Origin of the sequence: Terrisporobacter vanillatitrophus, assembly GCF_051148895.1 — a bacterium.
Classification (GTDB): Bacteria; Bacillota; Clostridia; order Peptostreptococcales; family Peptostreptococcaceae; genus Terrisporobacter; species Terrisporobacter vanillatitrophus.
Window position 1 is genome coordinate 1,977,516 of sequence record NZ_CP154625.1, and the last position, 15,838, is coordinate 1,993,353.

At 28.6% G+C, this 15,838-nt stretch carries 14 protein-coding genes and 1 riboswitch; of the genes, 13 read left to right on the forward strand and 1 reads right to left on the reverse strand.

Annotated features, from left to right (window positions below; all coding sequences use genetic code 11):
* The first annotated feature begins 21 nt into the window (after window positions 1-21).
* From TVTCOM_RS10000 to TVTCOM_RS10035, 8 genes are all read left to right on the forward strand, one after another.
* On the forward strand, window positions 22-1,269 hold the full coding sequence (locus TVTCOM_RS10000) for a methylaspartate ammonia-lyase (RefSeq protein ID WP_434799674.1): 1,248 nt from the start codon (window positions 22-24) through the stop codon (window positions 1,267-1,269).
* A gap of 16 nt (window positions 1,270-1,285) precedes the next feature.
* Window positions 1,286-2,647, forward strand: coding sequence for an acyclic terpene utilization AtuA family protein (locus tag TVTCOM_RS10005; protein WP_434799675.1), 1,362 nt, complete (start codon window positions 1,286-1,288; stop codon window positions 2,645-2,647).
* Between the two features lie 18 nt (window positions 2,648-2,665).
* On the forward strand, window positions 2,666-2,974 hold the full coding sequence (locus tag TVTCOM_RS10010; protein ID WP_434799676.1) for a DUF4387 domain-containing protein: 309 nt from the start codon (window positions 2,666-2,668) through the stop codon (window positions 2,972-2,974).
* 241 nt (window positions 2,975-3,215) lie between these two features.
* Window positions 3,216-4,199, forward strand: a complete 984-nt coding sequence (locus tag TVTCOM_RS10015) for an ABC transporter substrate-binding protein (RefSeq protein ID WP_434799677.1) — start codon at window positions 3,216-3,218, stop codon at window positions 4,197-4,199.
* Between the two features lie 154 nt (window positions 4,200-4,353).
* Entirely contained in the window at window positions 4,354-5,268 is a 915-nt protein-coding gene (locus TVTCOM_RS10020; protein ID WP_434799678.1) for an N-acetylmuramoyl-L-alanine amidase, read from the forward strand.
* Between the two features lie 142 nt (window positions 5,269-5,410).
* A complete protein-coding gene (locus TVTCOM_RS10025; RefSeq protein WP_434799679.1) occupies window positions 5,411-5,626 on the forward strand; it encodes a hypothetical protein in 216 nt (71 codons plus the stop codon).
* 120 nt (window positions 5,627-5,746) lie between these two features.
* On the forward strand, window positions 5,747-6,388 hold the full coding sequence (locus tag TVTCOM_RS10030; RefSeq protein ID WP_434799680.1) for a lactate utilization protein: 642 nt from the start codon (window positions 5,747-5,749) through the stop codon (window positions 6,386-6,388).
* Window positions 6,389-6,399: 11 nt separating this feature from the next.
* Window positions 6,400-7,302 carry a YegS/Rv2252/BmrU family lipid kinase gene (locus TVTCOM_RS10035; RefSeq protein WP_434799681.1) on the forward strand — a complete coding sequence of 301 codons (903 nt, stop codon included), beginning with the start codon at window positions 6,400-6,402 and terminating at the stop codon, window positions 7,300-7,302.
* A gap of 425 nt (window positions 7,303-7,727) precedes the next feature.
* Here TVTCOM_RS10035 and TVTCOM_RS10040 read toward each other — a convergent pair whose 3' ends face one another.
* Entirely contained in the window at window positions 7,728-9,392 is a 1,665-nt protein-coding gene (locus tag TVTCOM_RS10040; protein ID WP_434799682.1) for a glutamine--tRNA ligase/YqeY domain fusion protein, read from the reverse strand.
* Window positions 9,393-9,740: 348 nt separating this feature from the next.
* On the opposite strand from TVTCOM_RS10040, the gene TVTCOM_RS10045 reads away from it, so the two are divergent.
* From TVTCOM_RS10045 to lysA, 5 genes are all read left to right on the forward strand, one after another.
* Window positions 9,741-10,304, forward strand: a complete 564-nt coding sequence (locus TVTCOM_RS10045) for a hypothetical protein (protein ID WP_434799683.1) — start codon at window positions 9,741-9,743, stop codon at window positions 10,302-10,304.
* A gap of 124 nt (window positions 10,305-10,428) precedes the next feature.
* Window positions 10,429-12,111, forward strand: coding sequence for a hypothetical protein (locus TVTCOM_RS10050; RefSeq protein ID WP_434799684.1), 1,683 nt, complete (start codon window positions 10,429-10,431; stop codon window positions 12,109-12,111).
* Between the two features lie 131 nt (window positions 12,112-12,242).
* On the forward strand, window positions 12,243-12,848 hold the full coding sequence (locus TVTCOM_RS10055) for a hypothetical protein (RefSeq protein WP_434799685.1): 606 nt from the start codon (window positions 12,243-12,245) through the stop codon (window positions 12,846-12,848).
* 84 nt (window positions 12,849-12,932) lie between these two features.
* Window positions 12,933-13,103: riboswitch (Lysine riboswitch) on the forward strand.
* Window positions 13,104-13,182: 79 nt separating this feature from the next.
* A complete protein-coding gene (locus tag TVTCOM_RS10060; protein WP_434799686.1) occupies window positions 13,183-14,379 on the forward strand; it encodes an aspartate kinase in 1,197 nt (398 codons plus the stop codon).
* A gap of 14 nt (window positions 14,380-14,393) precedes the next feature.
* The gene (gene lysA, locus TVTCOM_RS10065; protein ID WP_434799687.1) at window positions 14,394-15,689 is read left to right on the forward strand and encodes a diaminopimelate decarboxylase; all 1,296 of its coding nucleotides are present in this window, start codon (window positions 14,394-14,396) and stop codon (window positions 15,687-15,689) included.
* Window positions 15,690-15,838 lie beyond the last annotated feature (149 nt).

Below are 15,838 nucleotides of genomic sequence, written 5' to 3' on the forward strand. Positions count from 1 at the left end.
TAAAACAAGGGGGATATTTCAATGAAAATAAAAAATGTAGTTTGCTCAGCAGGTCGTACGGGTTTTTACTTTGATGATCAACGTGCAATAAAAAATGGAGCAATAAGTGATGGCTCAACTTATATAGGAAAGCCTGTTACACCAGGATTTACTAGAGTAAGACAAAGTGGAGAATCCATATCTGTCATGATAATTTTGGAAGATAATCAAATTGCCCTTGGTGATTGTGCAGCAGTACAATACAGTGGAGCAGGAGGACGTGACCCTCTATTTTTAGCCAAAGATTTTATTCCAATTATAGAAAAAGAAGTCGCACCAAAATTAATAGGAAGAGAAATAACAAGTTTTAAAGAACTTTGTAATTTAATAGAAAATATAAGTGTTAATAATAAAAAGCTTCATACAGCAATTAGATATGGGGTTACACAAGCACTACTTGATGCAGTTGCAAAATCAAATAATATGTTAATGTGTCAAGTTATTGCAAAGGAATATAATACTCAAGTCTTAGATGAAATTGTGCCAATATTCACGCAAAGTGGAGATAGTCGCTATGAAAATGCTGATAAAATGATTATAAAAGGGGCACAAGTCCTTCCTCATGCCTTAATTAATAATGTAAGTGAAAAATTAGGTTATAATGGCGAAAAATTAGAAGAGTATGTAGCTTGGCTTAGAGATAGAATAATAAATTTAAGAGATGATAATTCTTACAATCCTACTATTCATATAGATGTGTACGGAACTTTAGGTGTTGCATTTGGTAATGATAGTTACGAAAAAATAGTAAGTTATATGGAAAAATTATGTCATATAGCCAAACCATTTAAACTTCGTATAGAAGGGCCAGTAGATGTGGAAGACAGAGAAAAGCAAATGTTGGCATTAAGAGAAATTAGAAAACTAATAGATGAAAGAAATATTAATGTGGAAATTGTAGCTGATGAATGGTGTAATACACTGGAAGATATTAAATATTTTGCTGATAACAAAGCAGGTCATATTATTCAAATTAAAACTCCAGATTTGGGAGGAATAAATAATATAGTAGAGGCTGTTTTATATTGTAAAGAGAAAAATATAGGAGCTTATCAAGGTGGAACATGTAACGAAACAGATAACTCAGCCAAAATTTGTGCTCATATTGCTATGGCAAGCGGACCTGACCAAATTTTAGCCAAACCAGGTATGGGTGTGGATGAAGGTTATATGATTGTTTACAATGAAATGCAAAGAATTTTAGCTTTGAATAAAGTAATAAATAATTAAGGGGATGGATAACAAGATGAAAGAAGAATTTAGAATATTATCTCCTACGGCTATACTTGGATACGGTTTTCCAGAAGAATCATTTTTAGAAGGAATGAAAAGAAAGCCACATGTTATTGCTGTAGATGCAGGTTCCACAGATCCAGGTCCTTATTATCTTGGAGCAGGAGAATCATTTACTGATAGAGATGCTGTAAAAAGAGATTTGGAAATAATGATCGAAAGTGGATTGAGTAATGAAATTCCTGTTATTATTGGGACAGCAGGAGGTAGCGGAGGAGAAGTTCATTTAAATTGGTGCAAAGAAATAATTTATGAAATAGCCAAGGAAAATAACTATAATTTTAAACTAGCTTTAATACATTCAGAAATCTCAAAAGATAAGGTAAAAAAAGCATTAGAAAATAATAAAATTTCACCACTTGGACCAGTTCCTTTATTAAAGGAAGCAGATATAAAAGAAACTACAAGAATTGTAGGTCAAATGGGTGTTGAACCTTTTATAGAAGCATTAAATGAAGGGGCTAATATAATTTTAGCTGGTAGAACTTATGACCCATCTGTTTTTGCTGCTCCAGCTATAAAAGCAGGTTATGATAAAGGCCTTGCTCTTCATCTTGGTAAGATTTTAGAATGTGCAGCCATATGTTCAACACCAGGAAGCGGTTCAGATTGTATGTTTGGATATTTAGGAGAAGATTATTTTAGGCTAGAGCCATTAAATCCTATAAGAAAATGTACCACAGTTTCTGTAGCAGCTCATACATTGTATGAAAAAACAAATCCGTATATTTTACCTGGACCTGGCGGACATTTAGATTTAACAGATTGTGAATTTACACAAGATAGTGAAAATATTGTAAAAGTCTCAGGTAGTAAATTTATTGAATCGTCTAAATATACGGTAAAATTAGAAGGAGCAAAATTAATAGGTTTTAGAACAGTATCTATTGCAGGGGCAAGAGATCCTATTATGATTGAAAAAATTGATGAAATAATTGAAGGAGTAAAAGAAAGAGTTGAAGACAATTTTAAATCTAAACAGTGGGATTACTACCTTAATATTTCCATATATGGTAAAAATGGTGTAATGGGAAATATAGAACCTACCCCTTCTACAAAAAATTCTCACGAAATAGGAGTAGTAATAGAAGCAGTAGCTAAGGATCAAAAAAAAGCAGATACAATATGTGCCTTCGCTCGTTCATCTATGCTTCATTTTGGATATGAAAATAGAAAAGCTACAGCAGGAAATTTAGCTTTTCCATACTCTCCAAGTGATTTTCATGCAGGAAAAGTATACAATTTTAGTATTTATCATTTGATGGAAGTTGATAATGGATGTGATTTATTTACTATAGACTATGAAGAATTATAAAAATGGAGATGATGATTAATGACTAAGTTAGTTGATATTACAAATATTATTCGTAGCAAAAATTCTGGGCCTTATGAATTGACTATAGATATAATGTTTAAAACTTTAGAAGACTATGAAAATGTATGCAACAATAAAATAATAAATGAGAATTTAATTTGTGATTTATATAAAATAAACAAAGAAGATATTATTAATATTATAGAATTTAAACCAGCTAATGCAATAAAAATAACAATAAAAAGACCTATTGCATCAGGTGATTTGGGAGAAACTGATGTTTATGGTGCCCAGCAACATGCACCACTTTTAAGCATAGAATTTTAATTAAAATAAAGACAATTATTTATAATATTATAAGTAATTGTCTTTGTTTATATATTAAAGATACAAATTGATAATTTTATACATATATGTTAATATTTATATATAAGCTGACTCTAAAGACATGGTCTAAGGGGAAAGGGATTAGTGTTAAATATCTCTAATTTCTTAAGTATTTTCTTATAAAAAGGCATCTAAAATGTCAAGATATATCAGCTGAATGAATAGTATTGGGGGTAAATTTATGAAAAAAATTTTTGCAGTACTTATGTCATTATTAATTACTTCAAGTCTTGTTGTAGGGTGTAGTTCTAAAAATAATGAGCAACAACCAGTTACAGTAAATGTGGGAGCGCCAGATGGATTACCAGCTATAGCAATTGCAAAATTATCACAAGAAAATCCTGAAATAAAAGAAGGATATAAAGTTAAATACACTCTTGAAGTAACTTCTGATGTTTTATCAACTGATGTAATGAAGGAAGCTCTAGATATTGCCATAGTACCATCAAATATGGCTTCAATTGCTTTTAATAAAACATCAAATTATCAAATTGCTGGAACTGTAGGGAATGGGTCTTTTTACCTAGTAAGTAGTGATGAAGATGTAAAGGGATTAAACTCATCATTAGAAGGAAAAGAAGTGGGTAATATTGGTAAAGGATTAACTCCAGATATAACAGTTCAAGCATTATTAAAAGAACAAAAAGTTGATTCATCAGCTATTAAATTTAATTATTCTAACGAAGCTAGTAATTTAGTATCATTATTAGCAACAAAAAAATTATCAACAGGTATAGTACCAGAGCCAGCACTTAGTGGTTTACTTACAAAAAATCCTGATTTAAAAGTTATATGTGGTGTTAATGATACTTGGAAAGATGTATTTAAAAATGAAAATGGATATCCACAGTCAACTTTAATTGTTAAAACATCTTTTGCGAAGGAAAATCCTGAATTTGTAGCAAGTTTTATTAAAGCTTTAGATGAAAATATAAAATATACAAATGAGAATCCTAAAGAAGCAGGAGAATTTGCTGTAAAATTTGGTGTAAACGTAAAAGCACCTTTACTAGTAAAAGCTATAGATAGAACTAATTTAAAATTTATATCTATAGACGATTGTAAAGATGACTATGTTAATTATTATAATAGCTTATTTTCATTTAACCCTAAGGTGTTAGGTGGAAAAGTACCAAATGAAAATATATATTATACAGAAAAATAAATAGATTTTATATTCCTTACTAATATTTTAGTAAGGAATTTTTTTATAATTTCAAATCTATTGATTTAAGTGGTGAAGTTTACTAAAGCTAAATTTCATGGAATATTGTGTCAAAAAATATAAAACACAATATATTAATATAGGAGGTGTTGTTATGGGTAAAAAATATCTTATTGCCCTAGATGATGGCCATGGCATGGAAACACTAGGAAAGAGAACTCCACCACTAACAAAGGATTTATATATAGATGGGAAGTTAATAAGAAAAAAAGGTGAAGTTATTAAAGAAAATGAGTTTAATAGTGCAGTTGTTAAATATTTGGAAAAAGCTTTAAAAAGATGTGGTTTTAATGTATTACTAGTTTCATCAGGAGATAGTGATGTACCTTTGAAAACTAGAGTTAGTCGAGCAAATTCAGCTGGTGCAGATGCTTACATTAGCAAACATTATAATGCAGTGGGAGAAAAATGGCAGGGTAAGGTGAAAGGTCTTGTAACTATAATACATTACAATTCTTCGAGTAAGTCAAAAGAATTGGCTAAAAATGTGCATGAAGAACTTTGGGAACTTCACAAAGATCATAATTGCAAAAACTTTGGGGTTAGAAAAGATACAGATATTTCTGGGTTTAGCTTATATGTACTAAAAAATACAAAAATGCCTGCCATACTAACTGAATCAGGATTTATGGATAATATGACTGAAGCTGTGGAAATGTTAGATCCTAAATTTCAAAAAGCAGATGCAGAAGGAACTTGTAAGGGAATTTGTAAAACCTTTGGGGTAAAATACATTGAACCAAGTAATGAACAAAAGGAAGATAAAAAAGAAGATAAAAAAAATAATGAAGAAGATACAGATGTTAAGTATATAAAAGTCAAAGCAAATGAATTGAACATAAGAAATTCAGCATCCTGGGAAAAGGATGCAATAAGTGGAACTGTGAAAAAAGGTGAAGTATTTACTGTAGTTAAAAAATTAAAAGTAGGAAATAGTTCTATGTATAAGCTAAAATCAGGTTACTTTATTACGACAAATTCGCAATATGTGGATAGTATAGTAAAGTAGTGATTTTAAATAAGCATTTATCCAAGTATAAATGCTTATTTAAGTTTTGAAGGGATATATTAAATATATATTAAATAATTTACATTGGTATTGGAGAAAATAAGATTATATATTTATAATATGATAAATTTGAGGTGATGAGATGAATAATAAAATGTATAATTTAAATCATAGTTCCCATAATTATTTGAAAAATAATTATGAAGATAATTTTAATAATATTGAGTGGAATAATGATGAAATTGTGTCTTTAGATGATGACATACCAATTAATGATGACTATAAAAATGAATATAGTAAAAAATACTCATTTCCACAAAAAAAAGGATTTACATTTAAGCAAAATAAATATAAATAATATATAAGCAATTAACTAATACTTTGTTGACCTCAATAAAGTATTTTTAAATTGTCTTATATAAGGAGAATAACTTATGTTAAAATAATAATGAAGATAAGAATAGGGAGATTGTTAGATATGAATGAAAATGTACAATGGGTAAATGAAAAGAAAATAGAGAAAACTATAAATAATTTAGAAAAAAATAATATTAAAGGTTATTATGCAAAAAGTAATGATGAACTTATAAATATTATTAAAGATATAGCAAAAGAAGGTGAAATGGTATCTGTTGGAGGATCTGAGACTCTTTTTGAAACTAAAGTAATAGATTTACTTAGAAGCAAAAGATACAACTTCTTAGATAGATATGAAGAAAACCTTACACCTGCTGATATAAAAGAAATTTTTAGAAAATCTTTTTATGCTGATACATATTTTTCATCTACAAATGCTATTACAGAAGAAGGTGAAATTTTCAATGTGGATGGAAATGGTAATAGAGTAGCTGCCATGTTATACGGTCCAGATAAAGTTGTACTAGTAGTTGGGGTAAATAAAATAGTAAAAAACATAGATGAAGCCATAAATCGTAATAAAAATTTAAGTGGTCCTGCAAATGCAAAAAGATTAAATACTGCCACTCCTTGTGCAAAAGTAGGTTATTGCATGGACTGTAAAAGTGATGACAGAATATGCTGTGAATATACAGTTATAAAAAGACAAAGAACTAAAAATAGAATGCATGTCATATTTGTAAATGAGGTCTTAGGATTTTAACTGGAGGAAATATGAAAAAAGTTAAATTTATTTATAATCCCAATTCAGGAGAACGAAGAATTTCTCATGAACTTGATAAGATAATACAGGTATATCAACATTACGACTATGCTGTAGTACCTTTTCGACTTTGCAAAAATAGATCAGTAAAGGATGCTTTTTTTGACATAGAATCTAATTATGATCATATATTAATTTCTGGTGGGGATGGAACAGTAGATTTAATTTTAAATGCCATAAAAGCACTAAATATAAATATTCCTATAGGAATTTTACCGTGTGGAACAGCAAATGATTTTGCAAAAGCTGTAAATCTTTCTTTTGATGTAAAGGATGCAATTGAAAGAATTGTAAATACAAGACCTAAAAAAATTGATATTGGCAAAATTAATGATAAGTATTTCATAAATGTTGCAAGTGCAGGAATGTTCACAGATGTATCTCAAAAAATTAATCCAGACTTTAAAAACTCCATAGGAAAAGTTTCATACTACTTAAAAGGTATTGAAGAAGCATTGTATATGAGAAAATTTAGTATTGAAGTGAAATCGAAGGAAGTAGAATATAATGGAGACATGTACTTAATGTTAATTTTCAATGGAAATACTGCTGGAAATATCAATCTTGCATATAAAGCTAAGGTAGATGACGGATTGTTAGACGTGATTATAGTTAAGGATGTTTTGTTTCCAAATATTTTACCATTACTTAGAAGTATTTTGAAAGGTGAGCATCTTGAAGGATATAATAAAGATGAAATATTGTATTTTAAAACAAATAAGTTGACAATTGATTGCAAAGATAATTTAATTACTGATATTGATGGAGAAAAAGGCCCAGATTTTCCTTTGGAAATCGAGTGTATTAAAGATGGAATACAATTATTGGGTTACTCAAATCCTCATTACTCATAAGCAAAGTTTTTTAGAAAAATGAATAATTATTAAGAAAAAGGTTAATATATATTTAAGGATTGATGATAATCAATCCAACTTAATCTAATCATAAATATGTGTGTTTGTGATTTCCTTGGGAGTTTAAGTATATTTGATATTTTTTAATATCCATCAAATATAATGAAGATACTAGATTCCTCAGCTACTATCGTGCAGATAGTTATGATCCAATACCCAGGGATTGAAAATGTGACTAATTTGCAAACTATGTTTGATGAAAAATTGAGGTAAGGGCTAAGTGAAAACTTCTGTCCTGGGAAAAGCACTGATTTGGAGACTATAATCCCCAAAATAGTGCTTTTTCTTTTGTCTGTAGAATTTATTTAATACACTATCAAAATAAAAAAAGACTATGAAAATCATAGTCTTTTTATTATATTTAATTATTTTCCTGGTTTAAAAGAATTCTTAAGAGGAACTATTCTATTGAATACAAGTTTCTCTGGAGTAGTATATTTAGTATCTACTGAGAAGAATCCATTTCTAACAAATTGGAATTTGTCTAACGGTTTAGCATCCTTTACTGCAGTTGGTTCCACAAAACCTTGTAATACTGTAAGTGAATTAGGATTTATTTGGTCTAAGAAGTGTTTACCTTCATTTTCTGGAGCATCATCTAATATTAATGGCTCGAATAATCTAAATTCAGCAGGAACGGCAGTTTTAGCATCTACCCAATGAACTGTACCTTTAACTTTACGTCCAGTAAATCCTGAACCTGATTTTGTTTCTGGGTCGTAAGTACCATGGATTTCTACTATATTACCATTTTCATCTTTTATAACATCGCTACATTTAACAAAGTATGCACCTTTTAATCTAACTTCATTTCCTGGGAAGAATCTTCTGTATTTTGGTATTGGTTCTTCCATAAAGTCATCTCTCTCTATGTAAAGTTCTCTACTAAATGGAACTACTCTTGTACCAGCTTCTTCGTTTTTAGCTATATTTTCAAGTTCTATCATTTCACTTTGGTCTTCTGGATAGTTTGTTATAACTAATTTTAACGGATTTAATATTCCCATAGCAAGTTGAGCTTTTGGTTGTAAATCTTCTCTTAAGAAGTGATCAAATAACTGACTATCAACTTTAGAGTCAGCTTTTGAAACTCCTATTTCAGCGCAGAAGTTACGTATACATTCTGGAGTATATCCTCTTCTTCTAACTCCTGATATAGTAGGAAGACGAGGGTCATCCCATCCATCAGCAATTCCTTCATCAACTAATAATTTTAATTTTCTTTTACTCATTACTGTATTAGTTAAGTTAAGTCTAGCAAACTCAATTTGTCTTGGAACTTTTTCCATTTCACATTCTCTAACAACCCAGTCATATAAAGGTCTTTGATCTTCAAACTCTAGAGTACAGATAGAGTGAGTTATTCCTTCTATAGCATCTTCTAGTGGATGAGCAAATGAGTACATTGGGTATATGCACCATTTATCTCCAGTGTTGTGATGAGATGCATGAGAAATTCTGTATATAACAGGATCTCTAAAGTTTATATTAGGAGAAGACATATCTATTTTAGCTCTTAAAACTTTCTCACCATTTGAAAATTCACCATTTTTCATTCTTTCAAATAAATCTAAGTTTTCTTCTATAGATCTAGTTCTATATGGGCTCTCTTTTCCTGGTTCTGTTAAAGTGCCACGAGTTTCTCTTATTTCATCAGCAGATAAATCGTCCACGTATGCTTTACCATTTTTTATTAAGAGGATAGCTCTTTTATACATTTCATCAAAATAATCAGATGCAAAGTATAAGTTGCTCCAATTAAATCCTAACCACATTACATCTTCTTTAATTGAATTAACATATTCATCATCTTCTTTTAGTGGATTTGTATCATCAAATCTCATATTAACTGTTCCCTTAAATTCCTTAGCTAATCCAAAGTTTAAACAAATACTTTTAGCATGGCCAATATGTAAGTATCCATTTGGTTCTGGCGGGAAACGAGTAATTATATGATCGTGTTTTCCTGATTCTAAATCGTCAACTATTATGTTTTTTATAAAATTATTTGAAATTGATTCGTTTGACATATTTTTACCTCTCTATTCATTTTATTAATTATTAATATGTAATAAGTTCATCATAATCATATTATTAATTTTAATTCAATATGGAAAAAAAATAAAGTATATTTATATATTTTAGTAGTTAATAACTATTATATTTAACATTATTAAACAAAATCAATATTTTTATTAGGATTATATAAAAAAAATTATATAATATTTCCAATTTTTTTAAAAATATGTATAAAAGTACATATATTTTGTCTATTAATAATAATAAAGCTAAATATGAATTAAATAAAGCTAAATATGAATTGAATGAATTTGAATATTATGATAAAATCAAATGATAAGAAAGTTGGGGGTGCAGAAATGAGAAAAATTTATATAGTAACAACTTACACGGGAACTCTTTTATCTTATCTAATAAGAAAAGTTAGTAAAAGTCCCTATGCTCATATTTCTTTATCTTTAAATGAAAATTTATCACCCATGTATTCATTTGGGAGATTAAATCCTAAAACACCTATATTTGCAGGTTTTGTAGAAGAAAATATAAATGAAGGCTTATATGAAATAAAGCAAAATGCATTATGCCGAGTATATTCATTGGATGTTGATTATTCTAGTTATGAAAAATTAGTAAAAAATATAATGAAGGTAAATAGCAATAGAAATAGATATAATTATGATGTTAAAGCTTTAGTATATTTATCATTTAATAAATCAAGAGAAAAAGAATATAGATATGTATGTTCGCACTTTGTTGCAGATATGCTATATAAAAGTGATATTAATTTATTTGATAAGTCACCAGCACTAGTGAAGCCGGAGGACTTTTATAATAACCCAAATCTTAATTTAGAATACGAAGGGTTATTATGTAATTATAATATTAAAAACGCAAAAAATATGCTAAGTCACATGACTTGTTAAAAATTACCATATATTACTATGGTAATTTTTTATTTTATATTATATATTATTTGTTATTAATTAATCTACAAATGTAAAAAAAAGGTTATAATCTTAATAAAAGGTATAATGGAAAGGAGAAAAAATGAAAAAAATATTTAAATCTTATGGGATTGCTTTATTAATAGTGGCTATTTATGCATTTGTGAAACTACCAGTACTGAGATTGGATTTCACATCAGGATTTACAATGCTAATTTTATTCTTTGTTTTATCTGGTGTTCTTGATATGATGACTGATAGGGGAGAGAGAACATCTAAAAGTGCAAAAAATAACTTCTTAATAGCAGGAGTTTTGTTACTTGTAATTATTATTATTCCGTTCTTTGTAACATCTCCTATATTTAGAGCTAGTTCTTATAAAGACTTGCTTGGTAAAGTAGAGGAAAGTGTTTTTACAGAGGATGTAAGTCCAGTAAGTGTGGATAAAATAAGAATAGTAGATAAAGATATGGCAATAAAATTGGGAGAAAAAAAACTTGGAGAAATACCAGCAATAGGAAGTATATCTAAAGTTGGTGATTACTCAATACAAAGTGTAAAAGGTGAATTATATTGGGTGGCACCTCTTGTACATAGAGATATTATAAAATGGATAACTAATTTAGAGGGTACTGAGGGTTATATTATGGTATCAGCTACAAATCCACAAGATGTAAGATTAGTTCAAAATCTTGATGGAAAACAACTTAAAATAGTATATCAACAAGAAGCATATTTCTTACAAGATTTACACAGACATATTTATATAAATGGTGGCATGAAATATGGTATGACTGATTTTAATTTTGAAATTGATGATAATGGAAAGCCTTACTGGGCTGTAACTTTATATGAGCATGCTGTAGGATATGGAGGATCAAATGCCGTTGGAACAGCTATTGTAGATGCTCAAAGTGGTGAGACTAAAATATACTCAATTAAAGATACACCGAAGTGGGTAGATAGAATACAACCAGAAAACTTTATAGTGGATCAAATAAATAACTGGGGATTATATGTTAAAGGATTTTTAAACTCTGTAATATCTGAAGAAGGTGTGTTGCTACCATCAGAGGGAACTTCCTTAGTATATGGAAAAGATGGAAAATCATATTGGTATACAGGAATTACTTCAGCAGGAGGAGATGAATCAACAGTAGGGTTTATGTTAGTAAACTCAAGAACAAAGGAATCAAAAATGTATATGCAAACTGGTGCAACAGAAACTGCTGCTATGACAACTGCAGAAGGAAAAGTACAAGAAAAAAATTATAAAGCAACTTTCCCAGTTACGTATAATATTCTTGGAAAGCCAACATATGTGTTAGGCTTAAAAGATAAATCAGATCTTGTAAAAATGGTAGCATTTGTATCTGTTGAAGATTATAGCATAATAGGAATGGGAGATACAAAAGAGGATGCCTATAGAAACTACAAAGAAGCATTAGAATCTAAAGGAAGTAATATAGATTTTAACACTAGTGAAAACTCACAAAAAATAGAAGGAACTGTATCTAGAATAAACCAAGATGTAAAAAGTGGAAACACAACATATTATATTGCATTAAAAGATAATAAAGAATTAATATTTACAGGAACATCAAAAATATCTACAGAACTACCTTTAACAATGGTAGGAGACAAAGTAAGTATATCTTACGATAAAACAGATGCAAATATAATGAGTATTGCAGATTTTGATAATCTTAATATTGGGAAAACAGAAAAAACTACAAATAAAGAAGATAATAGTGAAAAAACAGACAACGAAGAAAAAGCTGAGTAAAATAAAAATAAAATATATAAACAAAAAAAGGAAGAAAATTTTAATCTTCCTTTTTTTATGTGTAAATTTTATTAAGTGATTTTAATATAATATAGTACAACTTGGTAAAAACAGCTTCAAGGAGATTGACTATGGTGGGATTAGAAAAAGATATTTTGTATTTGGTTAGTAGAGTAAGATGCGTCACAGAAAATCAAGTGGGAAAAGTATTTAGTAATAAAAAAAGAAATGGTAAAAAATCCCTAAAGAGGACTTTGAGAAAAATGTGTAATGATTATACTTTGAGAAAGTTTCCATGTAATATTAACTATACAAATTTTAAAGATAACTCAGGTGTATATTATCTAAATGGAAGTAATATTGCAAAGGGGAAGAGTTTAACAAAAATGTTATTAGGTTCTGAAATTGCAATTAGATTAAATAATGAAGGATATGAAACTGTTAGATTTTATAGAAATGCAAAAGTAGGAAATCAAACTTATGATATATTTATAGAATATATAAATTCCAGTAAAGAAAGACTACAAGTATTAATAGATATTGAACTTGATGAAAGTTTTAAATGCTCAAAGTATAGTAATATTTCTAATGATATTGATAACTCTACCATACCATTTTTTATGGTACCAAAAGTTATTGTTATATCTTCTAGAGAACAAAAGCATAATAAATGTAATATTAATGAACATATATATTTCTTAGATATATCTTTGAATAAATTATTTAATTATTTGTAAAAAATATAAATAATTTTATGATTTTTATTGCATATTAAAGTATGTTATGCTATTAATATATTATTAACAAAAAAAAAGATAAAAACCTAAGGTAGAGGCGCTGTACTTAAAAGTACTAACATATAGCTGGCAAGCAATTATATGTTAGGAAAGGAATTACAGCCGAAGGTAGCTTATAGGCATATAAGTTATCTGGACTTATGCAGAATATGTATAAGGCTGTCACTTTTTTATAAGTGTTGAGCTACAAGGTTTACTATGGCTATTTTTAACGTCCAAAGTATACCTTTGGGCGTTTTATTTTTTTGCAGTTCATAATTAAGGGGTGGTAATAGTGAGTAAAGTAGTTGTTCAAAAGTATGGTGGTAGTTCTGTATCTAGTACTGAAAAAATTAAGCTTATTGCAAGCAAATTAATAGAAAGAAAAAAGAAAAATTCTAAAATTGTAGTTGTAGTCTCAGCTATGGGAGATACAACAGATGATTTTATAAGTTTAGCCAAAGACATAACTAAATCTCCAGACAAAAGAGAGCTTGATGTATTAATGTCTACTGGTGAAATGATATCTGCATCTTTATTATCAATGAGTTTAAACGCTTTAGGATGTGAAGCAGTAAGTTATAATGCTTATCAATTAAATATTAAAACTAGCGGACTTCATGGTAAATCATTAATAGATGATATTGATGTTAGTAAAATAAATGAGAGTTTAGATAGTGGTAAAATTGTAATAGTAACAGGATTTCAAGGTTTAAATGATGAAGGGGATATAACTACTTTGGGAAGGGGAGGCTCAGATACTTCAGCTGTGGCTTTGGCTGTAAAACTAGATGGCATATGTGAAATATATACTGATGTGGATGGTATCTATTTTACAGATCCTAGAAAATATAGTGAAGCCAAAAAAATAAAAGAAATTGAATATGAAGAAATGTTGGAATTAGCAAGCTTAGGTGCTCAAGTAATGCATTCGAGAAGTGTGGAGTTAGCACAAAAATATAATGTGGAATTATATGTAGGTTTATCTTGCGGTGATATTGAAGGAACATATATAAGGGGGAATAAAGACATGAAATTAGAGGATAAAGTTATTACTGGTCTTGCAACTTGTGACGAAGATGCAGCCATAACAATAGTAGATATAAATATGGAAGATGTATCTAAATTATTTGAAAAAATTGCCGTAGATGGAGTTAGTATCGATATGATAAGCCAGACAGCTCCATTCAACAAAAAGGTAAGTGTGTCATTTACTATACCAAAGGATGATTTAATAGAATGTGAACAAATTGTTAGTTGTTTTGTACCAAAGGAAAGTATGGTTATAGATGAAGAAATAACAAAGTTCTCTTTAGTAGGTCTTGGTATGAAAAATACTAGTGGTGTTGCTTCAAAAGTATTTAAAATATTTAATGATAATAACATAGTTGTAAAATTAATCACAACATCTGAAATAAGAATTACATGTGCAATAAACTCTTCTTCTAAAGAAGTGGCAATAAGAGAAATAGCTAAAGAATTTAATTTATAAAATAGGAGGATATTATGAAACTTCAGGGCACAATGGGAATAAAAGATAATAATTTATATATAGGTGGGGTAAATGCGCAAGATTTGGCAAAAAAATATGATACACCTCTTTATGTATATGATGAGGAGTTAATTAGAAATAATTGTAAAGAATATAATAAGTATTTTAAGGTTAAAGAAAATAATAATAAAATTGCATATGCGGGGAAAGCTTTTTTGCCTAAGTATATGTGTAATATAATAGATGAAGAGGGATTATATTTAGATGTGGTATCTGGTGGAGAATTATTCACAGCTCATAAAGCTAATTTTCCTATGAAGAAAATATTATTCCATGGTAACAACAAAACAATAGACGAGATTAAAATGGGTGTTGATCTTGGTGTAGGTATATTTGTAGTAGATAACTTCTATGAACTAGATATATTGGAGAGTCTTTGTAAAGAAAAAAATATGATACAAGACATATACTTTAGAGTAACACCTGGAATTGATGCACATACTCACAAATATATTAAAACTGGTCAAATTGACTCTAAGTTTGGTTTCGCCTTGACAAATGGTGATTTCTACATGGCAGTAGAAAGATTAAAAGAGTATAAAAATGTAAAATTGATTGGTATTCATGCTCATATTGGTTCACAAATATTTGAGGTAGAACCTTATGAAGAAGAAGTTGATGTTATGTTTAACTTAGTAAAAAAATTAAAAGAAGATTATGATATAGAAATAAAAGAAGTGGATTTTGGTGGAGGTATAGGTGTTTACTACACTAAAGAAGATAAGCCAAGAAGCATTAAGGAATTTTGTGAAAAAATTATAAATAAAAGTAATGAAAAATGCAAACAACTAAATATAGATATGCCTACTCTAATATTAGAACCAGGTAGATCTTTAGTTGCAAATGCTGGAAGTACTTTATATTCTATTGGATCAATTAAAGAAATTAAAGATGTAAGAACTTATGTTAGTGTGGATGGTGGAATGACAGATAATATAAGACCTTCTTTGTATCAAGCAGGATATGAATGTGCTATTGTAAACAAAATGAATAGTGAAAAATCTGAACACAAGGTAACTATCGCTGGAAAATGTTGTGAAAGTGGGGATATTTTAATATCAAATACTAGTATTTTAGATATAGAAAGTGAAGATATATTAATAACAACATCTACAGGTGCTTATGGATACTCTATGGCATCAAACTATAATAAAATACCTAAAAATCCAGTTGTATTTGTTGAAAATGGAAATGATAAATTAGTATGTAAAAGACAAAGTTATGAAGAGTTATTGTCTTTAGAATTGTAGACTAAAAAGTTCTTTACTATTAAAGAGTAAGGAACTTTTTTATATGTAAAATAAAATTGTATAAATACTTCTCAATGTACAAATATAATTATATAGGATTTTATAATGTGCAAATTTAGAGTTTATGATAAACTATATTATACAATAGG